This is a genomic window from Nigerium massiliense (assembly GCF_000826085.1).
Lineage (GTDB): Bacteria > Actinomycetota > Actinomycetes > Propionibacteriales > Propionibacteriaceae > Propioniciclava > Propioniciclava massiliense.
Map to the genome: position 1 here is coordinate 857,573 of NZ_CCYM01000003.1, position 19,589 is coordinate 877,161.

21 protein-coding genes and 1 tRNA gene are annotated in these 19,589 nt (G+C 71.8%); 7 read left to right on the plus strand and 15 right to left on the minus strand.

Going from position 1 to position 19,589, the window contains the following annotated elements:
• Positions 1-49 precede the first annotated feature (49 nt).
• The 3 genes from BN1187_RS15010 to prpB are packed head-to-tail and all read left to right on the plus strand — an operon-like array spanning position 50 to position 2,649.
• Positions 50-184 carry a hypothetical protein gene (locus BN1187_RS15010; protein ID WP_261795304.1) on the plus strand — a complete coding sequence of 45 codons (135 nt, stop codon included), beginning with the start codon at positions 50-52 and terminating at the stop codon, positions 182-184.
• A gap of 42 nt (positions 185-226) precedes the next feature.
• Positions 227-1,738 (plus strand): MmgE/PrpD family protein, encoded by a 1,512-nt coding sequence (locus tag BN1187_RS10395; RefSeq protein WP_040161445.1) that lies wholly within the window; start codon positions 227-229, stop codon positions 1,736-1,738.
• Positions 1,739-1,749: 11 nt separating this feature from the next.
• A complete protein-coding gene (gene prpB, locus BN1187_RS10400; protein ID WP_040161448.1) occupies positions 1,750-2,649 on the plus strand; it encodes a methylisocitrate lyase in 900 nt (299 codons plus the stop codon).
• A 54-nt stretch (positions 2,650-2,703) separates the two neighbouring features.
• Here the strand turns inward: prpB and BN1187_RS10405 are convergent, their stop codons facing one another.
• The 5 genes from BN1187_RS10405 to BN1187_RS10425 form a co-directional block, all read right to left on the minus strand.
• The gene (locus BN1187_RS10405) at positions 2,704-4,116 is read right to left on the minus strand and encodes an MFS transporter (RefSeq protein ID WP_235750653.1); all 1,413 of its coding nucleotides are present in this window, start codon (positions 4,114-4,116) and stop codon (positions 2,704-2,706) included.
• A gap of 101 nt (positions 4,117-4,217) precedes the next feature.
• Positions 4,218-4,553 carry a transcriptional regulator gene (locus BN1187_RS10410; protein ID WP_072042053.1) on the minus strand — a complete coding sequence of 112 codons (336 nt, stop codon included), beginning with the start codon at positions 4,551-4,553 and terminating at the stop codon, positions 4,218-4,220.
• Complete coding sequence (locus tag BN1187_RS10415) at positions 4,550-5,020, minus strand: hypothetical protein (protein ID WP_040161451.1); 471 nt, start codon at positions 5,018-5,020, stop codon at positions 4,550-4,552. Before BN1187_RS10415 ends, BN1187_RS10410 begins: the two co-directional genes overlap by 4 nt.
• Positions 5,021-5,123: 103 nt before the next feature.
• Entirely contained in the window at positions 5,124-5,708 is a 585-nt protein-coding gene (locus BN1187_RS10420; protein ID WP_040161454.1) for a TIGR03086 family metal-binding protein, read from the minus strand.
• Positions 5,709-5,807: 99 nt separating this feature from the next.
• Positions 5,808-6,191 carry a VOC family protein gene (locus BN1187_RS10425; protein WP_040161457.1) on the minus strand — a complete coding sequence of 128 codons (384 nt, stop codon included), beginning with the start codon at positions 6,189-6,191 and terminating at the stop codon, positions 5,808-5,810.
• Positions 6,192-6,209: 18 nt separating this feature from the next.
• Here BN1187_RS10425 and BN1187_RS10430 point away from each other — a divergent pair, with 18 nt between their 5' ends.
• Positions 6,210-7,082 (plus strand): helix-turn-helix transcriptional regulator, encoded by an 873-nt coding sequence (locus BN1187_RS10430; protein ID WP_218184638.1) that lies wholly within the window; start codon positions 6,210-6,212, stop codon positions 7,080-7,082.
• On the opposite strand, the gene BN1187_RS10435 is transcribed toward BN1187_RS10430, so the two are convergent.
• The 3 genes from BN1187_RS10435 to BN1187_RS10445 all read right to left on the minus strand — a co-directional run bounded on the left by BN1187_RS10435 (position 7,064) and on the right by BN1187_RS10445 (position 8,539).
• Positions 7,064-7,146, minus strand: a tRNA-Leu gene (locus tag BN1187_RS10435). The two genes, BN1187_RS10430 and BN1187_RS10435, sit on opposite strands and share 19 nt — an antisense overlap.
• Before the next feature lie 55 nt (positions 7,147-7,201).
• On the minus strand, positions 7,202-7,762 hold the full coding sequence (locus BN1187_RS10440) for a protein-L-isoaspartate O-methyltransferase family protein (protein ID WP_040161463.1): 561 nt from the start codon (positions 7,760-7,762) through the stop codon (positions 7,202-7,204).
• 99 nt (positions 7,763-7,861) lie between these two features.
• Positions 7,862-8,539, minus strand: coding sequence for an SDR family oxidoreductase (locus BN1187_RS10445; RefSeq protein WP_040161467.1), 678 nt, complete (start codon positions 8,537-8,539; stop codon positions 7,862-7,864).
• 131 nt (positions 8,540-8,670) lie between these two features.
• On the opposite strand from BN1187_RS10445, the gene BN1187_RS10450 reads away from it, so the two are divergent.
• Positions 8,671-9,153: an Hsp20/alpha crystallin family protein gene (locus BN1187_RS10450; protein WP_052462599.1), complete on the plus strand. Its 483-nt coding sequence runs from the start codon at positions 8,671-8,673 to the stop codon at positions 9,151-9,153.
• Positions 9,154-9,268: 115 nt separating this feature from the next.
• Positions 9,269-11,812: an ATP-dependent helicase HrpB gene (hrpB, locus tag BN1187_RS10455; protein ID WP_218184639.1), complete on the plus strand. Its 2,544-nt coding sequence runs from the start codon at positions 9,269-9,271 to the stop codon at positions 11,810-11,812.
• A 188-nt stretch (positions 11,813-12,000) separates the two neighbouring features.
• Here the strand turns inward: hrpB and BN1187_RS10460 are convergent, their stop codons facing one another.
• Both BN1187_RS10460 and BN1187_RS10465 read right to left on the minus strand, forming a co-directional pair.
• On the minus strand, positions 12,001-13,386 hold the full coding sequence (locus BN1187_RS10460; protein WP_315969074.1) for a DNA polymerase IV: 1,386 nt from the start codon (positions 13,384-13,386) through the stop codon (positions 12,001-12,003).
• A gap of 31 nt (positions 13,387-13,417) precedes the next feature.
• Positions 13,418-14,638, minus strand: coding sequence for a saccharopine dehydrogenase family protein (locus tag BN1187_RS10465; RefSeq protein WP_040161470.1), 1,221 nt, complete (start codon positions 14,636-14,638; stop codon positions 13,418-13,420).
• A 44-nt stretch (positions 14,639-14,682) separates the two neighbouring features.
• Between BN1187_RS10465 and BN1187_RS10470 the strand changes: the two genes are divergently transcribed.
• Positions 14,683-15,255, plus strand: a complete 573-nt coding sequence (locus BN1187_RS10470) for a CDP-alcohol phosphatidyltransferase family protein (RefSeq protein ID WP_040161472.1) — start codon at positions 14,683-14,685, stop codon at positions 15,253-15,255.
• Here the strand turns inward: BN1187_RS10470 and BN1187_RS10475 are convergent.
• From BN1187_RS10475 to BN1187_RS10495, 5 genes are read right to left on the minus strand one after another with little or no spacing between them, the layout of a single operon-like run.
• Positions 15,228-15,725 carry a dihydrofolate reductase gene (locus BN1187_RS10475; protein WP_040161475.1) on the minus strand — a complete coding sequence of 166 codons (498 nt, stop codon included), beginning with the start codon at positions 15,723-15,725 and terminating at the stop codon, positions 15,228-15,230. The two genes, BN1187_RS10470 and BN1187_RS10475, sit on opposite strands and share 28 nt — an antisense overlap.
• 30 nt (positions 15,726-15,755) lie before the next feature.
• Positions 15,756-16,565, minus strand: a complete 810-nt coding sequence (locus BN1187_RS10480) for a thymidylate synthase (RefSeq protein WP_040161478.1) — start codon at positions 16,563-16,565, stop codon at positions 15,756-15,758.
• On the minus strand, positions 16,562-17,191 hold the full coding sequence (rdgB, locus tag BN1187_RS10485) for an RdgB/HAM1 family non-canonical purine NTP pyrophosphatase (protein WP_040161482.1): 630 nt from the start codon (positions 17,189-17,191) through the stop codon (positions 16,562-16,564). Before rdgB ends, BN1187_RS10480 begins: the two co-directional genes overlap by 4 nt.
• The gene (rph, locus tag BN1187_RS10490; protein WP_040161485.1) at positions 17,188-17,907 is read right to left on the minus strand and encodes a ribonuclease PH; all 720 of its coding nucleotides are present in this window, start codon (positions 17,905-17,907) and stop codon (positions 17,188-17,190) included. The genes rdgB and rph overlap by 4 nt, the downstream gene beginning before the upstream one ends.
• Positions 17,908-17,917: 10 nt before the next feature.
• Complete coding sequence (locus BN1187_RS10495; RefSeq protein WP_052462600.1) at positions 17,918-19,546, minus strand: glycoside hydrolase family 3 protein; 1,629 nt, start codon at positions 19,544-19,546, stop codon at positions 17,918-17,920.
• Between the last annotated feature and the right edge of the window lie 43 nt (positions 19,547-19,589).

Here is a 19,589-nt window from a genome sequence, read left to right on the forward strand (position 1 = left end):
GTGACGGTCAGCCCAACCGGGGTCGGCCGCCTTGTGAGAGGAGGCCGTCATGGCTGTTGTCACCAACCTCAACTCCCCTGCGCTGCGCCGCGCCCTGCTCGGCTCCCAGCGGGTCCCGAGGCCGGCCGAGGCGCGACCCGAGACACGGGCCGCCGCAGCCTCGGCGCAGCCGGCCGCGTCTTGACGGGTGGCCTCGCCGGGCACGCTTTTTTGGGAGACTGGGCGCATGCAGAAGCTCACGGTCCGTCCTGAACAGCCCGGCGAGGTCCTCTCCCGCGAGCGCCAGCTGGCGTGGGCTCTCGCCACGATGGCCGCGGAGCGCGTCCCGGTCGAGGCCGACGTCTCCGACATGGTCGTCAACCGGGTGATCGATGACTTCGCGGTCGCCGCGGCCTCCCTGGGCCGCCGCCCGGTGCGGGCGGCACTGGACGCCGCGCTGGCCCACCCGCCGACGTCCGGTGGGCGCGGGGCTGCGTTGTTCGGGCGCCGCGCGGACCACCGCGTGGCGCCGGAGTGGGCGGCCTACGCGAACGGGACGGCCGTCCGCGAGCTCGACTTCCACGACACGTATCTGGCGGCCGAGTACTCGCACCCCGGCGACAACATCCCGCCGCTTGTCGCCGTCGCGCAGCACCTGCGCCGCCCCGGAGCCGATCTGGTCGCCGGCATCGTCACCGCCTACGAGGTGCAGATCCGGTTGGTGCAGGCGATCAGCCTCCACGCGCACGCGATCGACCACGTCGCGCACCTCGCCCCCGCGACGGCCGCAGGCATCGGCACGATGCTGGGCCTGCCCGCCGAGGTGATCTATCAGGCGATCGGGCAGGCGCTGCACACGACCACCGCCACGCGCCAGTCGCGCAAGGGCGCCATCTCGTCGTGGAAGGCCAACGCGCCCGGGTTCGCCACCAAGGCGGCGATCGAGGCCGTCGACCGGTGCCTTCGCGGCGAGGGCAGCCCGTCCCCGATCTACGAGGGCGCCGACGGCGTGATCGCACAGCTGCTGGACGGGCCGGAGGCGTCCTACGAGATCGAGCTGCCCGAGCCCGGCGAGCCGCGCCGCGCGATCCTGCTCAGTTACACCAAGGAGCACTCGGCCGAATACCAGGCGCAGGCCTGGATCGATCTGGCCCGGCGCCTGCGCGCCGAACACCCGGAGGCGTCCGACCCGAAGAGCGTTGCCCGCATCACGCTGCACACGTCCCACCACACCCACAAGGTGATCGGCACCGGCGCGAACGACCCGCAGAAGTTCGACCCGGACGCCTCGCGGGAGACCCTCGACCACTCGCTGCCCTACATCCTCGCGGTCGCGCTGCAGGACGGGGCGTGGCACCACGTGGACTCCTACTCGCCCGAGCGCGCTCACCGGCCCGACACCGTGGCGCTGTGGCGCTCGATCGCCACGGTGGAGGATCCGGAGTGGACGCGGCGCTACCACGAGGGCTCCTCTGCGGCCTACGGCGGCCGCATCGAGGTGGAGTTGCGGGACGGCCGCGTCCTGTCCGACGAGATCGCCGTGGCGGACGCCCATCCCGCCGGCGCCCGGCCCTTCGCTCGCGCGCAGTACGAGGACAAGTTCCGCACGCTTGCCGGGCCCGTGCTGGGCGCCGCGGAGTGCGACCGCGTGTTGGGCCTGGCCGGGCGGCTCCCCGATCTGGACGCCGACGAGGTCGCCGGGCTGACGATCGTCGGCCCCGACCCCGACGCCGCCCCGCGCACGTCCGGCATCTTCTGACAGGAGCACCCATGCTGTACTCGACGCTCACTCCGTCCGACAAGCGCAAACGCCTTCGCGAGGGGTTCGCCTCGGGCGCCGTCCAGCGGTTCCCGGGCGCGTTCACTCCCCTGGCCGGGCGACTCATCGAGCGGCACGGTTTCGAGGGGGTCTACCTCTCCGGTGCGGTGATGGCGAACGAGTTGGGGCTGCCCGACGTCGGCCTCACCACGCTCACCGAGGTCGCGACGCGGGCCCGCCAGGTGAGCCGGGTCACCGACCTGCCGGTGCTGGTGGACGCCGACACCGGCTTCGGCGAGCCGATGAACGTGGCCCGCACCGTCCAAGAACTCGAGGACGCCGGCGTGGCCGCACTGCACCTCGAGGACCAGGTCAACCCCAAGCGCTGCGGCCACCTCGACGGCAAGCAGGTCGTCGACGAGGCCACCGCGGTCGGGCGCATCGCCGCCGCGGCGAGGGCGCGCCGCGATTCGGACCTCGTCATCATGGCCCGCACGGACATCCGGGCGGTCGACGGGTTGGACGCCGCGATCCGCCGCTGCCGCGCGCTCGTGGACGCCGGCGCGGACGCCCTGTTTCCCGAGGCGCTGACGAGCCTGGCCGAGTTCGAGGCCGTGTGCGCGGCGGTGGACGTCCCGGTGCTCGCCAACATGACCGAGTTCGGAAAGTCGGAGCTGTTCAGCGTCGACGAGTTGGCGGGCGTGGGAGTGGCGCTGGTGATCTGGCCGGTGTCGCTGCTGCGGCTGGCGATGGGCGCGGCCGATCGGGCGCTCGGCGATCTGGCGGCGTCCGGTCACTTGCGCGATCACGTCCCGGCGATGCAGACCCGCGACGAGCTCTACGACCTCGTCGACTACGCCGGTTACGCCGCGTTCGACACCGGCGTGTGGGAGAGCACCGGACGCGCCTGAGACAGGAACGGCCCGCCCGGAAGATTCCGGACGGGCCGTCGAGCACGCCAGCGATCAGGCGAGGTAGTCGACGTCACGGGTCTCGCCGGCCATCACGATGGCGATCAGCGTGATGATGGCGGCGGCCAGCAGGTAGTAGCCCACCAGCGAGAGGTCGCCCTGGTTCTTCTGCCACAGCGCGACCAGAGTGATGGGCGCCGGGCCGGCACCGATCACGGAGGCCATGTTGTAGCTGATGGCGCTGCCGGTGTAGCGGACATCGGCGGCGAACATCTCGGGCAGGTAGGCGGCCATCGGCCCGAAGGTCAGCCCCATCAGCGTGAAGCCCACGATCAGCACCGTCATGACGCCGGGGGTGCCCAGGTGGATCACCGGCTGGATGATCAGCGCGAAAACCCCGATGCCGGCGGTGACGGCGATCAGGAAGGGGCGGCGTCCGACCTTGTCGGCCAGCGGACCGGAGACGAGCGTGAAGATGCCGAAGAACACCACGCCGATGATGAGCATGGTCAGGAATGTGGGGCGGTCATACCCCAGGCCGGGCGCGAAGGTGGCCGGGTCGAAGGCGCGACCGGCCTTGGCCGCGGCGGCGCGGGCGGCGTCCTCGGTGGCCGGGGCGGTGCCGTAGACCATGAAGAACGCGGTCATCATGTAGAAGAGCACGTACGTCGCGACCATCGCGATGGTGGCCAAGGTCAGCGGACGCCACGCGGTGCGGAACACGCGGGCCAGCGGCACTGCGGCGACGCGCTCCTCGTCGACGACGCGCTGGAACGCCGGGGTCTCCATCAGGCGCAGGCGCACCCACAGGCCGACGGCGACGAGGATCGCCGAGAGCAGGAACGGCACGCGCCAGCCCCAGGCCATGAACTGTTCCTCGGACAGCGTGCGGCTCAGGATGACGAACAGGACGTTCGACAGGATGAAGCCGATCGGCGCGCCGAGCTGCGGGAACGTGCCCCACAGCGCGCGCTTGCCCGCGGGGGCGTTCTCGGTGGCCAGCAGCGCGGCGCCGGACCACTCGCCACCCAGGCCGACGCCCTGCAAGAAGCGCAGCAGGACGAGGATCGCCGGGGCGAGGATCTCGAAGCCGGGGGCGGACGCCGTGGGCAGCAGGCCGATGATGAACGTCGCGATGCCCATGACGAGCAGGCTGGCGACGAGCGTCTTCTTGCGGCCGACCCGGTCCCCGAAGTGGCCGAACAGGACGGACCCGATCGGGCGGGCGATGAAGGCGACCCCGAAGACGGCGAACGAGCTGAGCAGTTGGTTCGCGGGCGTCGCGTGCGGGAAGAAGAGCGCCGGGAACACCAGGGACGCGGCCGTCGCGTAGGCGTAGAAGTCGAAGAACTCGATGGTGGTGCCCACCATGGAGGCGACAATGACGCGTCCGCGAGTGTTGGCCGGAGCCTCGGCAGGGGCGCCGTCCTTGGTCACGGCTGTTTCGGTTTCGAACTTGGAACTCACCGCTGAAGACTAGGCGGATGTCCCATCCAATGGACAGAGATATCAAATTGTGAGAAGCGAGGGCTCACCCGGCTCCCCCCCACGCGTCCACCCGTCGGCGATCAACCGGGCGCTTCCACCTCCGGCATGTCCTCCGGGCCGGGGAGCATCTGGCGCAGCGCCTCGACGTGGGCGAGGTAGCGGCGGCGTCCGCTCGGCGTCAGGCGTACCCAGGTGCGCGGCCGACCGAACACCTGCGGCCGCTTCTCCAGATCGACGTAGCCGCCGTCCTCCAGCGTCTTGAGGTGCTTGGAGAGCAGGGACGTCGAGATCCCCACGCTCTCCTCCAGCGCGGTGAACTCCAGGTCGGTGGCGGTGGCGAGCGCGGCGACGATGCGCAGGCGAGTGGGCGCATGGATGAGCTCGTCGAAGTGCGGCTCGATGGGTTGCCAGCTCACAGCAGGCCGTAGCGGTCGTAGTCACCAGCGGCGATGCGGCGCTCCTGATAGCGAGCCTCCCAGCGCAGGTAGACGAAGCCCGCGACCGACACCATGACCGCCATCGTGATCGTGAACCATGGCTGCCACGCCGGGGGCGGCTGGAACTGGCTGCCCAAGAGGATGAGCGCATTGATGATCATGAACCGCCAGGCATTCGCGCCGAGAGCGCGCGCGTCAGAGATGGTGCCCCGGCGCCGATCGACCCTGGTGGAGACGAACCAGTACAGAGCGAGGGCCACCGCGATGAGCCCCAGGCCGACCCCGACGTGACCCAGGTTCGCCGCCGCCCACCCCGCGCCGAACAGCGCGCTGAACAAGGCGAGCACCCAGGCGGGTTGACGCGTCCGCGCGACGACGGACGCCCGAGCGTCGGCCACCTCGTCGAGCGCGCGCTTCGCCTCGTTCGGATCGGCGCCGTGGTCCATGCCCGCCTCCGCCTCGACAGTTGGTTGACAGTGGTTCAACTATCTGATTTGGTTTCCACCGTGTCAACCAACCCGCCCGAGCAAGCGCGGTTGCTCGTGTAGATCAGGGATGGCGGCGTCCGAGGAAGGCCATCAGCCGGTCGGTGGGGCCGGCACCGTGCGGGGCCTCTACCTCCGGCCCGAAGACGCCGGGCGAACGCAGGAAGTCGGGCGGGGTGTTCTTCACCAGGTCGGTGAGGTCGGCCAGCAGGTCGTCGGGGAGTTCGAGCTCGCGGCCCGCGGTGGCGGCGAGGTCCCAGGCGTGCACGGTGAGGTCGTGGGTCGGCACCTTGAGCGCCGACCACGCGGGCTCCTCACCGCGGGGTCCGGTCATCGGCTCCTGCGCGTCCATCGTCTCCGCCTGCCGGCGGACCTCCTCGGCGAGCCCGTGCCAGCGGTCGATCGCGTCCTGCGCGGACGCCCCGTCCTCGGCCGGCCGCCGGTTCCGTCCGGCGCGATAGTCGCCGCCCGAGATCATCGCCGAGATGCCCTGCAGCGTCCCGGTCACGTGATCCAGGAGGGCTTGTCCGTCCCAGCCCTCGCAGGGCGACGGACGCGTCCAGGCCTCGGCGGGCGTGGCGTCCACTTGGGCGGTCATCGTGTCGAGCGCGGCCTCGAGCATTCCGCGCGCGTCGTGGGTGTCGGGCATGTCGGCTCCTGTCGTCGGTGACGGGACGACCCTAGGGTGCCGGACGCGGGGCGTCACCCAACAGGCGGTGAACTCTCCTGCCCCGGGGTCGATGCGGGCTCAGCCCCAGTTGGCCGCGTCGGTCACGCAGAAGGGGTGTCCGGCTGGATCGAGCAGCACCACCCAGGTCTCACCGGGCTGCTCGTCGGGACGCGTCGCGCCGAGCTCGACCAGCTTCGCGGCGGCGGCCTCGACATCGTCGGCGGCCAGGTCGAGGTGGAACTGCTTGCGGCCGTCGTCCGGCCAGGTGGGCTTCTGGTAGTCCGGGGTCGTGCCCACGCCCAGCGCGTGCGTCGGCCCGGTGAGCATGGCGTAGTTCTCGTCGGAGTAGGCGATCGGCCAGCCGAGCGCCTTCGACCAGAAGTCGGCCAGCGCGGCAGCGTCGGGGGCGTCCAGGGTGACCATCGCGAGCGAGGCGACGGCGGTGCTTGTGGTGTCGGTCATGGCTGCCATCCTGGTGTCGTGACCCGCCGCAGCGATTGGACGAACGCGACACCGCCGTCCCACATGGTCGGTCACGTGCTGCGCCCCGAGGAGTACCTGAGCCGCGCCCGCTACGACTTCGCCGCGCCCGACGAGCGGCTGAGCCCGTGGGTGGAGCGGTACTGGTCGAGCCGGTGGAGCCTCGGCGCCGACCGGTTCGCCGTCGCCACCCTGGACGACCCCTCGGTGCATCTGACGGCCGAGCGCGGCGGCGTCCAGCGGGCCGGCGTCGACGGCTCAGGCGTCTGGGTCACCGGTCCCATCACGCGCGGACGCTTCGACGTCACGCTGTTCGCCGACGGCAGCGTCGTCGGGGTGAAGTTCCGCCTCGGCGGCACGCTGGCCTTCACGGACGCCTCCCTCGCGGCCGTCCGGGACGCGACGGTGCCGGCGGCGTCCTGGTTCGAGTCGGCGGACGGATTGGCGGACCTGCCAGGCGCCGCGACGGAAGCCGCTCCCCTGCTGGATGCCTGGCTGCTGTCCCGGTCGCCGCGCAGCCCGGACGGGTTCGTCGCATTCCAGCGCGCGCTGACCGAACTCGCCGACCCCGCGGTGACCAGGCTGGACGCTTTGGCCGGACGCACGCACACGAGCGTGCGTAGCCTGCAACGGCTGTTCCACCGCTTCCTCGGCGTCGGACCCAAGCGGATGCTGCTGCGGGCCCGGGTTTCAGACGCCGTCGCCGCTATCGACCGCGGGTGGACGGGATCGTGGGCTGAGTTGGCGTCCACCTACGGCTGGTTCGACCAGGCGCACTTCATCCGGGACTTCCGGCAGATCACCGGACACACTCCTGCGGCGTATGCGGCGAGTCGGCGTGCCAACCAGTGGGGTGCCGGAGAAGGGACTTGAACCCTCACGCCCTAGGGGCACAGGAACCTAAATCCTGCGTGTCTGCCAATTCCACCACTCCGGCCGGCGGCACACAGTCTAGGGGTTTCGCGCCCCGGCGACCGTCGCGGTGGGCGTCCTCACGGGATCAGTGGGACGAACGAGTACAGCCCGTGCTCGCTGACCTGCGTCCCGCCGCCTGCCCGGCGCACCACCCGGCGCATCTCGTCGCGGACGGGGATCACCATCACGCCCTCGACCACCAGCTGCGCCACCAGGAACCCCGGGAGGTCGTCGGCCATCGCGGAGACCAGGATGCGGTCGTAGGGGCCCGCCTCCGGGACGCCGAGGACGCCGTCGTCCGCCAGCTGCACGCTGGCCTGCGGCCAGGGCGTCAGCGCCTCGATCGCCGGCGGGATCAGCTCGGGGATGCGCTCCACCCCGACGACCCGGCCGCTCGGACCGACGAGTTCGGCGAGCAGCGCGGTCGTCCAGCCCGAGCCGGCGCCGACGTCCAGCACCCGCTGCCCGGGCCGCACGTCCAGTAACTCCAGCATGGCGAATACCGTCGACGGCTGGGAATTCGTCACCCCGTGCCCGATCGACAGCGGCGCGTCGATGTGCGCGAATGGACGGTCCTGGGCGCGCAGGAAGCGCTCTCGAGGGGCGGCGTCCAGGGCGGCCCGCACGCGTGCGTCCATGCAGTCAGTCTCGCGAGCCCGGCGCCCGGAGGGAAGGCCCCTCCGGGCGTCCGGGAACTCGCTAGGCCGGGTAGGCGCGTCTCCGCGGGCTCGAGAACGTCAGCGCGCGGCCGCCTCGATGACCTCCGCGATCGGAGTCTCGCCGTCGGTGAAGGCGATGGTCGTGCGGCTGGGACCTCCGGCGTCCACCACCGCGGCGATGACCCGCGCGACATTGCCGCGCGAGACCGATCCGGCGTCCGGGTCGTCGCCCTGCGGGCCCTCGCCGACCTGCGCGTCGATGCGCCCGGTGGGCTCCTCCAGCGTGAGCGCGCTCGGCGCCACGATGGTCCAGTCGAGCCCGGACGCCCGCAGGTGCGCGTCCGCCTCGGCCTTGGCCTCCGCGTAGGCGAAGAACCCGTTGTCGGCGGGCACTCCGTGATCGGGACGGGCGCCGTAGTACGACACCATCACGTAGCGGCCCACCCCGGCGGCCTGGGCGGCCTCCATCGAGCGGATCGCCGCGTCCCGGTCGACGGCCGTGGTGCGGGTGGCGTCGCCGCCGCCGGCCCCCGCCGACCAGACCACCACGTCCGCGCCCTGCAGGACGCGGGTCAGGCCGTCGGTGTCGAGTTCCTCGACGCTCTCGACGAGCGGGGTCGCGCCCGTCGCCGCGACGTCGTCGGCGTGCTCGGGGTTGCGGATGACGCTGGTCACCTGGTTCCCCGCCTCGACGAGCAGCGGCGCCGCGAGCAGGGCGACCTTGCCATGTCCTCCGATGATCACAATGTTCGTCATGGACGGTACAACCTCCCCCCTGCCACGAGCATTCCCTCCTTCGGGAGGCGGATCTGTTGGCGCTCGGAATAAAAGGTGAGTCGGGTACGCTCAACTGCATAGCAGGATGTCCTCTAGGAAAGGCAGGAAACATGGCTACGTACGATCCCTTCCGCGAGATGGAGCGTCTCTTCAACAACGTGACCACCCGCACCCCGGCGTCCGTCGGCATGCCGATGGACCTCTACCGCACCGGCGACAACTTCGTCGCCCAGATCGATCTGCCGGGCGTCGACCCGTCGACCATCGACATCGACATGGACGGCGACACCGTCACGATCCGCGCCGAGCGCACCCCGTCCGTCGCCAGCGACGCCAGCTGGCTCACGCGTGAGCGCGCCGTCGGCACCTTCGCCCGCCAGCTGACCCTGGGCCGCGGCCTGGCCACCGACAAGATCAGCGCCGACTACAGCGACGGTGTCCTGACCCTGACGATCCCGGTCGCCGAGACCGCCAAGCCCCGCAAGATCGAGGTTCAGCACAGCAGCCGCTCGCTGAACGTCGCGGGCGAGGTCGCCGACGACCAGGACGGCTCCGAGCAGTCCAACTCCTCCACCGAGGGCCAGCAGGCCTGATCTCGACGCCGCGGCGCTGACGCCGCCGATCGATAGCGCGCAGGGCGGTTCCCTTCCGGGGAGCCGCCCTGTGGCCTACCCGGGTCCCGTTGGCGCGTGCGCAAGACTGAACCCCGTGACGACACCGCCCTTCGACCTGGACGCCGTCGGCGCCGGACTGCCCGTCGCCGCCGCGCTGGACGAGCTCGCCCGCGCGATCGAGGGCACCCGCGCGGTCGTCCAGGCGCCGCCGGGCACCGGCAAGACCACGCTGGTGCCGCCGCTGGCCGCGAACCTGACCCCCGGACGCGTCATCGTCACCCAGCCCCGCCGCATCGCCGCCCGGGCCGCCGCCCGCCGGCTGGCCCACCTCAGCCACACCCGCCTCGGGGACGCCGTCGGCTACACCGTTCGCGGGGACGCCCAGCTCAGCGCCGCCACCCGGGTGGAGTTCGTGACCACCGGCGTCCTCATCCGGCGGATGCTCGCCGACCCGGCCCTTGACGGTATCTCCGCGGTCGTCCTCGACGAGGTGCACGAGCGGCACCTCGACTCCGACGTCGCCTTCGCGCTGCTGCGTGAACTGGTCGACCTGCGCGACGACCTCGCGCTCGTCGTCATGTCCGCCACCCTGGACGCCGACCGCTGGGCCTCGCTCCTCGGCGATGACGCCCCGGCTCCCGTGGTGCGCGTCGCCGCCGACTTGCACCCGCTCGACATCCGCTGGGCTCCCCCGCCACCCGGCGTCCACCGGCTCGGGCCGCGCGGCGTCGGCCACGACTTCCTCGACCACGTCGCCGCCACCACCCAGCGCGCCTTCACCGAGCAGGACGCCGGCAACGCGCTCGTCTTCGTCCCCGGTGCCTGGGAGGCAGGACAGGTCGCGGACCGCCTGGTCAGCCGCGGGATCAATGCCGAACCCCTTTCCGGCAGCCTGGACGCCCGCGCGCAGGACCGCGTCCTGTCCGACCGTCCCGGACGCCGCGTCATCGTGTCCACCGCCGTCGCCGAGTCGTCGCTGACGGTCCCCGGCATCCGGCTCGTCGTCGACTCCGGACTGGCCCGCGAACCCCGCTTCGACGCCGGACGTCAGATGTCCGGGCTGGTCACGGTCAGCGAGGCGCGCTCCTCGGCACAGCAGCGCGCCGGACGCGCCGCCCGCCTCGGGCCGGGCGTCGCGGTCCGGTGCTTCGCCGAGGCCGAGTGGTCGCGGCTGCGCGCCTTCACCACCCCCGAGATCGCCACCGCCGACCTCACCGGCGCCGCCCTCGACCTGGCCTGCTGGGGATCCCCCGGCGGCGTCGGGCTGGCGCTGCCCGACGCGCCCCCGGCCACCGCGATGGACACGGCGACGGACACCCTCCGCGAGCTCGGCGCCGTCGACGCCGACGGCCGCGCCACGGCGCGCGGGCGGGCGCTGGCCCGCGTTCCCGCCGACCCGCGGCTGGCCCGGGGCCTCCTCGACGGCGCCCCCGTCGTCGGCGCCCGGACCGCCGCCGAGGTCGTCGCGATGCTGTCCTCCGATCGGCGCGTCCCCGACGGCGACCTCGAGCGCTGGCTGCCCTCCCTGCGGCAGGGCGGCCAGGACCTGCGACCGTGGCGCACCGAGGTGTCGCGGCTCGAGCGCGCCGTCCGCGAGACCCTGCCGGCCGGCGAGCCGTCCGACGTCCCGATCACCCGCGGCGACGTGGCCGGCCACGAGGTCGGCTTCGTCACCGCGCTCGCCTACCCCGGACGCGTCGCGCGCCGCCGTGGAGGCCCGGAGTCGGCGTCCTACACGTTCGCTTCCGGCACCGGCGCCATGCTGGAGGCCTCCTCACCCCTGCGCGGCCAGGAGTGGCTCGCCGTCGCCGAGACGACCCGCCACCAGGTTGCCGACGGTTCCGGCGCGCTCATCCGCGCGGCCGCGCCGCTCAGCCGGGAACTCGCCGAGGCGGCCGCCGCTCCCCTGCGCGAGACCCGCACCGACCACACCTGGTGGGACGGACGCCTCCAGGCCCGCCGCGTGGACGCCCTCGGCGCCATCGAGCTCACGTCCACGCCGATCAGACCGACCGCCGCCCAGGGACGGGCGGCCGTCCGAGACGCCCTGCGCGACCACGGGCTCGGCCTGCTCGACTGGTCCGCGGGTGCGGAGACGCTGCGTCGCCGCCTCGCCCTGCTGCACCGCGAGCTCGGCGACCCGTGGCCCGCCATGGACGACGACGCCCTGCTCGAGCGCGCCGACGCCTGGCTCGGCCCCGACCTCGACCGGCTCGCGTCCGGCACCCCCGCGTCCCAGCTCGACGTCGAACGCGCGCTGCGCAACCTGCTGCCATGGCCCGAGGCGGTCCGTCTCGACGAACTCGCGCCGGAGCGCCTCGGAGTGCCGACCGGCTCCCGCCTACGCCTCACCTATCCCGACACCCCGGACGGGCGCGTCGTGCTACCCGTGAAGCTGCAGGAGTGTTTCGGCCTGACCGAGACCCCACGCATCGTCGACGGCCGCGTCCCCGTGCTGCTGCACCTGCTCAGCCCGGCCGGACGCCCGCTGGCCGTCACCGACGACCTCGCGTCCTTCTGGGTGAACGCCTATCCTGGCGTCCGCGCCGAGAACCGCGGCCGCTACGCCAAACACCCCTGGCCGGACGACCCGTTGACCGCACCCCCGCGCCGCGGCACGACCAAGTCGGGCCGCTGAGGGTGCAGGCGATCGCCAGCGTCCTGGGGCTGCTGATGGCACTCCTCCTATCGCTGTTCGTCTAGCGTCGGCGGCGCCGGGAGCTCACCCCGTCGGCGTCGGCCACTCCACCAGGTGCAGGGCGGGATCGTCCAGCGAGAACGTCCGGACCGGACCGGGCGGGGTCTCTGCGGTCTCGAACCGGACCGTCACCCGCCCCAGCCCCGATCCCCAGACCCACCCGCGGCCGTACTCGTCGTGCTCGACGTCGGCGCCGGGGGTGAACGACAGGATCCCCAGACCCACCCGCGGCCGTACTCGTCGTGCTCGACGTCGGCGCCGGGGGTGAACGACAGCTGCCACCGCGGGCGCAGCGCCTCGGGCTGTCCCGTCCCGGTGGCGGACTGACCCGCCGCGTCGGCGTCCGCGTGGGTGTCCTCGGCCGAGCCGGCCTCCGCGTGCGACGCCACCACCTGGCCCGACGGGTTCGCGACGGCGGTCTGCACCACGGCCCCGGCGACCTCGGGCTCGAACAACTCCTCCTGGGCCGCCTCGCTGAAGCCCGACACCCCCACCCCGAGCAGCCGGAACCCGGTCCCGATCTCCAGCCCACCGAGCAGGGAGCGCGCGATGCGCCCGATCACCTCGGATCGGTCGGTCGAGCCGTGCAACGTCTGCGACCGGGGGATGGTCGTGAAGTCGGGCCGCTTGACCTTCAGCGTGATCGTCCGTGCGAACCAGCCGTGCTTGGCCAGCCGCCCGGCGATGATGCGGGCGTCCCGGTCGATCGCGGCGTCCAACTCGGCGCGGTCGGTGAGGTCGGTGGCGAAAGTGTCTTCCACCGAGATCGACTTCACCTCCCGCTCGGCGACCACCGGCCGGTCGTCGCGGGCGAACGCCAGCGCGTACAGGTTCAGCCCGGACGCCCGCCCCAGCTCGCGCACCAACTCCCGCTCGCTCAGGGCCTGCACGTCCGCCACCGTCTCGACGCCGAGCCGCGCCAGCCGCTCCATCGTCGCGGGCCCCACCCCGGGGATCGCCCGCGCGGGCAGCGGCGCCAGCGTGGGCACCTCGGTGCCCGGCTCGACCAGGTGGACGCCGTTCGGCTTCCCCAACTCGGTGGCCACCTTCGCCATGAACTTCGAGCTCCCCAGCCCCACGGACGCCGTCAGGCCACCGGTTTGCTCCTGGACGTCTGCGCGCAGCCGCTCCGCCAGCTCCACCAGCGCGGACGGCGTCAGGTCGCGGTCGGGGTCTGTCGCCAGGTCGACGAAGGCCTCGTCGAGGCTCAGCGGCTCCACCAGCGGGGACAGCTCACGGAGCAGCCCCATCACGATCGCGGACGCCTCCCGGTACGCCCCGAACCGCCCGGACAGCACCGCGGCATGCGGGCACAGCCGTCGCGCCTCGTGCATCGGCATCGCCGAGTGAACTCCGAAGGGGCGCGCCTCGTAGGACGCCGTCGACACCACCCCGCGGCCGCCGACACCGCCGACGATGACAGGCTTGCCCCGCAGCGACGGCTTGTCGCGCTGCTCGACCGACGCGAAGAACGCGTCCAGGTCGAGGTGCAGCACGGACGCGGTGGTCCTCATCGGTGCGATCCCCGTCTGCTCTCCGGCCCGGTCAGCGCCGCACCGTCGCGAACCGGAACCCGTGGGCGCGCAACCGCTCCACCAGCAGGCCGCCCAGCGCGGTTGCCGGCGTGAGGACGCCTCCCTCGCCGGGCAGTTCGTCCTGGGCCAGCGCGAGCGCGGCCTGCCCGATCATGATCGCGGTGCCGGTGTACCCCGGGTCCTTGTCGACGGCCGCCGTCGTGACGAACCGGTCGCCGGTCGTCGTGTCGGCGATCACCTCCAGCTCCACCTTCCCGTTCGCCATCGTCTTCTCGCTCGGGCCGTCGCCGGACCCAGGCAGCACCCGGTCGAGCGCCGCCCGCGTGGGGCCGAAGCCGAGCGCGGCGCGTCCGATCGACGAGCCGGTGGCCAGCCCCACGGCCCGGGCGAGCCCGGCGGGCCCACCGCCCAGGTCGTGCATCTCCCGGTAGCTGAACGCCCGGCCGTACGCGTAGCCGGCGAGCGCGTTGCTGCGGTTGACGATCTGCCGGTTGAAGCCGCCCATGAAGAACGGGACGCACCAGTGCTTGCGCTCGGCATCCTTCTCGAGCAGCACCCGATCGGACGTGAGCCGGGGCGCGCCTTCGGGCAGCAGCGCGTTGGGGTCGCCGGCGACGGGGCCGAGCGCCGGGTCGGCGTCCACGGCGTCCATGATGCCGACGCCGGACGCGACCGTCCCGCCCGAGACCGCGCCGCGCAGCGTGCGCACATAGGTGGTGGTGCGGGTCAGCGAGCCGGCGTCGGCGTCGGCCGCGGCCCGTGCGGTGAGCCAGACCGCCAGGTCGGAGGGCATCGAGTCGAACCCGCACGAGTGGACGATGCGCGCGCCGGTGCGCCGCGCCGTCTCGTGCAGCTCCGCGACGGTGCGGCGGACGAACAGCACCTCGCCGGTGAGGTCGGCGTAGTGCGTCCCGGCCTCGGCGCAGGCTTTCGCGAGGCCGTAGCCCGACGTCAGGTACGGCCCGACCGTGGTGAGCACCACGCGGGTCGACTCGGCCAGCGCCGCCAGGGACGCCTCGTCGCGCGCGTCCGCCTCCACGAGCGGCCACTGGGCCGCCTGCCCGGGCAAGGATCCCCGCACGGCGAGGAGCTTGGCGCGATCGCGTCCGGCGAGCGCGATGCGGACGCCGTCACCGGCGGTCTCGGCGAGGTGCTGGGCGATGAGCTTGCCGACGAAGCCGGTGGCTCCGAAGAGGACGACGTCGTGGGCGCGTGATTCGGTGGAGGCCATGGGACCCATCTTAGGAGCCGGGGCGCCCGGCTAGAGTCGGGCGCATGAGCGACGCGCAGCGATACGACGCCGGCTGGGCCACCATCCCGAACGCCTTCACCGTGCTGCGGTGCCTGCTTCTCGTCCCGGTGTGCTGGCTGATCCTCCAGCCCGTCCGCGGACCCGAGGCGATCATCTTGCTGACGATCTGGGCGGGCACCGACTGGGTGGACGGCTGGCTCGCCCGGCTCACCCACCAGGTGAGCCGGTTCGGCGAGGTGCTCGACCCCATCGCCGACCGCGTCGGCATCGTCGCCGTGCTGCTGTGCCTGGCGATCCAAGGGCTGGTGTCCTGGTGGGCGTTCGCCGTGATCGCCGGCGTGGACGTCCTCACCGCCGTGTTCGCCGGCCGCGCGGCCGCTGGCGGCCAGCTGCGCGTCAACTGGCTGGGCAAGATCCGCACCGCGATTCTGTTCGTCGCGCTGGTGCTGCTCGTGCTCGCCTCGACCTGGCTGCCCAACGTCCTGCCGCTCGGCCAGGCCTTGCTGTGGCTGGGCGTCGCCCTGCACGTGGTGGCGGGCCTCACCTACATCGTGACGGCGCGCAAGGTTCAGCCGCTGGCGGCGACCCGCCGGTAACCCACGAAGTCGAACTCGTCGCGGCGCTCGCGGCGGTACTCCTGCCACACGTCCGGGTCGATGCGGGGCAGCGTCACCGTTCCTTCGGCTTCGGCGTGCACCTCGGTGAGGTCGAGCTCGTCGAGCAGGTCCCAGGCGTCGGCGTAGACCCTGCCGCCGCCGGCGATGAACACCGTGTCGTCGAGCGATCGCGCCACCTCCAGCGCCTCGGCCAGCGACCCGGCGGTGCGGCCGTCCGCCCGGCCGTCGGTGGGCAGCGTGACCCGGCCGGGATCGGTGGTGAGCACGATGCTCGTACGGCCCGGCAACCAGCGACCGATGGCCTCGTGGGTGGTGCGCCCCATGATCATCGGGTGCCCCATGGTCACTTCCTTGTAGCGCGCCCAGTCCTCGGCGAACTCGAACGGCTGCGTCTCGCCGTCCCCGAGGACGCCGTTGGCGGCCACGATGGCGATTGCGATGAGGGGCATGGGGATCCTTCGGTCACAGGGGACGCGGCGTCAGACCGCGATCGGGGCCTTGATGCCGGGGTGGGGGTCGTAGCCGACCACCTCGATGTCGGCCAGCTCGAACGCGTCGATGTCGCGCACGTCGGGGTTGAGCCGCAGCGTCGGCAGCGGGCGCGGCTCGCGGGTCAGCTGCAGTCGCGCCTGGTCGAGGTGGTTGAGGTAGAGGTGGGCGTCGCCGAACGTGTGCACGAAGTCGCCGACCTGCAGGCCGGTCACCTGCGCCACGAGGTGCGTCAGCAGCGCGTAGCTGGCGATGTTGAACGGGACGCCGAGGAAGACGTCCGCGCTGCGCTGGTACAGCTGGCACGACAGCCGGCCGTCCGCCACGTAGAACTGGAACAGCGCGTGGCACGGCGGCAGCGCCATGTCGTCGACGTCGGCCACATTCCACGCCGAGACGATGTGGCGGCGCGAGTCGGGCCTGGTCTTGAGCGTCTCGATGACCTTGGCGATCTGGTCGACGTGCCGGCCGTCCGGCGTCGGCCACGAGCGCCACTGGTGGCCGTAGATGGGGCCGAGGTCGCCGTTGGCGTCCGCCCATTCGTCCCAGATGGTGATGCCGTTCTCGTGCAGCCAGCCGATGTTGGTGTCGCCGCGCAGGAACCACAGCAGCTCGCCGAAGATCGACCGGGTGTGCAGCTTCTTCGTGGTGAGCAACGGGAAGCCCGCGGTGAGATCGAAACGCATTTGGTGGCCGAAGACGCTGCGGGTACCCGTCCCTGTGCGGTCGGACTTCTCCACCCCCTCGTCCAGGATGCGCCGGACCAGGCCGAGGTACTGGGCGTCGGCGTCGTTGGTCATCGGTTCTCCTCCCGCGGGTCGTTGAGCGACCGGAGGTGGTCGACCATCGCCCGGACGGCCTTCCCGCGGTGGCTGATGGCGTCCTTCTCCTGCGGGCTGAGGTGGCCGTTGGTGACCTCGCGCCCCTCGGCGATGAAGATCGGGTCGTAGCCGAAGCCGTTCGTGCCGCTCTCGGCGTGCGCGAGGTGCCCCTCCATGGCGGCCCGCAGCGTGTGCTCGGTGCCGTCGGGCAGCACGAGCGCCATCGCGCAGACGAACCGGGCGCCGCGGCGCTCGTCGGGCACGTCGTCGACCTGCGCGAGGACGAGGCGGCGGTTCGACTCGTCGGTGGCCTGGGGCCCCGACCAGCGGGCCGTGCGGACGCCGGGCATGCCGTTCAGGGCGTCCACCTCGAGACCGGAGTCGTCGGCCAGCGCGGCCATGCCGGTCGCCTGGACGGCGGCGCGCGCCTTGATCAGCGCGTTGCCCTCGAAGGTGGTCTCGGTCTCGGCCGGGTCGGGGTAGTCGGCCACGTCGGTGAGGCCGTGCACGGTCATCTCGAGCCCGGACGCCTCGACGATGCGTCGCAGCTCGGCGAGCTTCTTGGCGTTGTGGGTGGCCAGAACCACCTCGTCGACGCGCGTCACTTGGCCAGCGCCTCGAACTGCAGCTTCGTCAGCTCGGCGCAGCCCTGGGTGCCGAGGTCGAGCAACTGATTGAGGACGTCGCGGTCGAACGGCTCGCCCTCGGCGGTGCCCTGCACCTCGACGAGGCGGCCGTCGCCGGTGCAGACGATGTTCATGTCGACGTCGGCGCGCGAGTCTTCCTCGTAGGGCAGGTCGAGCATCGGGACGCCGTCGATGACGCCCACAGAGATGGCCGCGACCGAGCCCTTCAGCGGCTCGCCGGCCAGCAGATCGCGCTCGCGCAGCCACTCCACCGCGTCGGCCAGCGCCACGAAAGCCCCGGTGATGGACGCCGTGCGCGTGCCGCCGTCGGCCTGCAGCACGTCGCAGTCGATGACGATGGTGTTCTCCCCCAGCTCCTCATAGTCGATGACGGCGCGCAGCGCGCGTCCGATGAGCCGGGAGATCTCGTGGGTGCGTCCGCCGACGCGGCCCTTGCGGGACTCGCGGTCGTTGCGCGTGTTCGTGGAGCGCGGCAGCATCTCGTACTCGCTGGTCACCCAGCCGAGCCCCGACCCCTTGCGCCAGCGCGGCACGCCGGGCGTGACGGACGCGGCGACCAGCACGCGGGTGCGCCCGAACTCGACCAATACCGAGCCCTCGGCGTGGTCGAGCCACCCGCGGGTCAGGGTCACCGGGCGGAGCTGGTCATTGTTGCGTCCATCAGCACGAGTCATGTCGCCAACCCTAGCGGCGCCCGCCGACACTTCCCGACACGGCCGCGGGCCGCACCCTGTCAGGGTGCGGCCCGCGGCGTCCGTCCGGGTCGGTCACATGTGGGTGTCGGGCAGGCCGCAGAACACGTCGGTGGACGGCTTGCCCTTGAACTCCGACTTGCCCTCCAGCTTGTCGACGACCGCGCGCACAGTGTGCTCGTAGCCGTCGTAGGCGTTGACGAACGTCTTCACCTGCGGGACGTCGGCCAGGTGGTACGGGCAGGCCAGCGACACGAACACCGTCGGAAGCTCGTGGACGTACCAGGGTGCCCTTCGAGGCGGGCCAGTACACGCGCTCGGTGGGCTGCATGAGGCCGTTGACCTGCGCGACCGAGATCACCATGTCGTACTTGTCGGTGATTGCCGAGATGGGCGCCTTGCCCGCATAGGCTCCCTTGACGACCCCGGCGAACTCCTCGGTCGTCATCCGCTCGGACTTGTCGGTCAGCGACTCGTACAGCTCCACGTCGTAGCCGCGTTCGCGCATGACGTCGGCGAACACCTCGACGCCCTTGGGCCCCTTGCCGTGCGCCATCGGGTTCTTCGGGCCCGAGATCGGGATGATGCCGATGCGCTTGAACTTCTCGGGGCTGATCGGCAGGACGCCCTCGTCCTGATCCTTGACCAGGGTGACGGCCGCGTCCGAGAGCTCCTCGGAGATCCTCACGTTCTCCGGCAGCTTGATCCTGGCCATCGCCTCGTCCTTCGGCGGAAGGATCTTCGTCTTCTCCAGCTTGTGCAGGCCGATGCGGGCCTTCAGGCCGAGCGTGCGGGTGAGGGCCTCTTCCAACCGCTCGTCACCGAGGACGCCGTTGTTGTAGGCCTCCATCATCCAGTTGAAGTCCTCGTCCGGGTCGTTGAAGAACAGGAAGAGGTCGCAGCCGGCGTTGATGGCCATCGGCAGGATGTCGCGGCGCTTGGCGAAGCCCGTCATGCCGACCATGCGGGACGCGTCGGTCACGACAACGCCGTTGAAGCCGAGCTTCTCGCGCAGCAGCGTGGTGGTCAGGGCGTGCGACAGGGTCGCCGGCGTGAACTCGTTGCTGTCCGGGTCGAGCTCCTTCTGGTAGCTCGGCAGCCCGATGTGGCCGGCCATGATGGACGGCAGGCCCTCGTCGATCAGGGCCTTGTAGACCTTGCCGAAGGTCTCGTCCCAGTGCTTCGTGTCGTACCAGTTCGGCGCGGAGCTGAGGTGCTGGTCGCGCTCGTCGATGCCGTCACCGGGCCAGTGCTTCGCGGCGGGCATGATGTTGGACTCCATGATGCCCTTCATGTACGCCTTGGCCAGCTTGATCGTCTGGTCGGGGTCGGCCGACCAGGTGCGCACCGACACGATCGGGTTGCGCCAGTTGCGGTAGAGGTCGACGATCGGGGCGAAGCTCCAGTTACACCCGATCGCGGACGCCTCGACGCCTGAGATGCGGCCCAGCTCGTAGGCGTACTTCTCGTCGTCGCCCGACGCAGCGACCTTGATCTCCCAGCCGACGTAGGTGCCATCGGTGCAGGCACCGTTGCCGCCGGCCTCGGTGTTCGCGGCGATCAGCATCGGGATCTTCGAGTTCTCCTGCAGGATGCGGTTCTGCTCGTACTTTGCGTTCACGCTACACAGGAGCCCCGGGCCCGCGTCAGGGGTTCCCTCTTGC

Coding starts and splice junctions, on each gene's coding strand:
- BN1187_RS10465 (WP_040161470.1), bottom strand. CDS start 14,638: ATGGCCTCCACCGAATCACGCGCCCACGACGTCGTCCTCTTCGGAGCC.
- BN1187_RS10480 (WP_040161478.1), bottom strand. CDS start 16,565: ATGACCAACGACGCCGACGCCCAGTACCTCGGCCTGGTCCGGCGCATC.
- BN1187_RS10425 (WP_040161457.1), bottom strand. CDS start 6,191: ATGACCGACACCACAAGCACCGCCGTCGCCTCGCTCGCGATGGTCACC.
- BN1187_RS10460 (WP_315969074.1), bottom strand. CDS start 13,386: ATGAGGACCACCGCGTCCGTGCTGCACCTCGACCTGGACGCGTTCTTC.
- rph (WP_040161485.1), bottom strand. CDS start 17,907: ATGACTCGTGCTGATGGACGCAACAATGACCAGCTCCGCCCGGTGACC.
- prpB (WP_040161448.1), top strand. CDS start 1,750: ATGCTGTACTCGACGCTCACTCCGTCCGACAAGCGCAAACGCCTTCGC.
- BN1187_RS10415 (WP_040161451.1), bottom strand. CDS start 5,020: ATGGACCACGGCGCCGATCCGAACGAGGCGAAGCGCGCGCTCGACGAG.
- BN1187_RS10420 (WP_040161454.1), bottom strand. CDS start 5,708: ATGCCCGACACCCACGACGCGCGCGGAATGCTCGAGGCCGCGCTCGAC.
- BN1187_RS10470 (WP_040161472.1), top strand. CDS start 14,683: ATGAGCGACGCGCAGCGATACGACGCCGGCTGGGCCACCATCCCGAAC.
- BN1187_RS10395 (WP_040161445.1), top strand. CDS start 227: ATGCAGAAGCTCACGGTCCGTCCTGAACAGCCCGGCGAGGTCCTCTCC.
- BN1187_RS15010 (WP_261795304.1), top strand. CDS start 50: ATGGCTGTTGTCACCAACCTCAACTCCCCTGCGCTGCGCCGCGCCCTG.
- BN1187_RS10475 (WP_040161475.1), bottom strand. CDS start 15,725: ATGCCCCTCATCGCAATCGCCATCGTGGCCGCCAACGGCGTCCTCGGG.
- BN1187_RS10440 (WP_040161463.1), bottom strand. CDS start 7,762: ATGGACGCACGCGTGCGGGCCGCCCTGGACGCCGCCCCTCGAGAGCGC.
- BN1187_RS10445 (WP_040161467.1), bottom strand. CDS start 8,539: ATGACGAACATTGTGATCATCGGAGGACATGGCAAGGTCGCCCTGCTC.
- BN1187_RS10450 (WP_052462599.1), top strand. CDS start 8,671: ATGGCTACGTACGATCCCTTCCGCGAGATGGAGCGTCTCTTCAACAAC.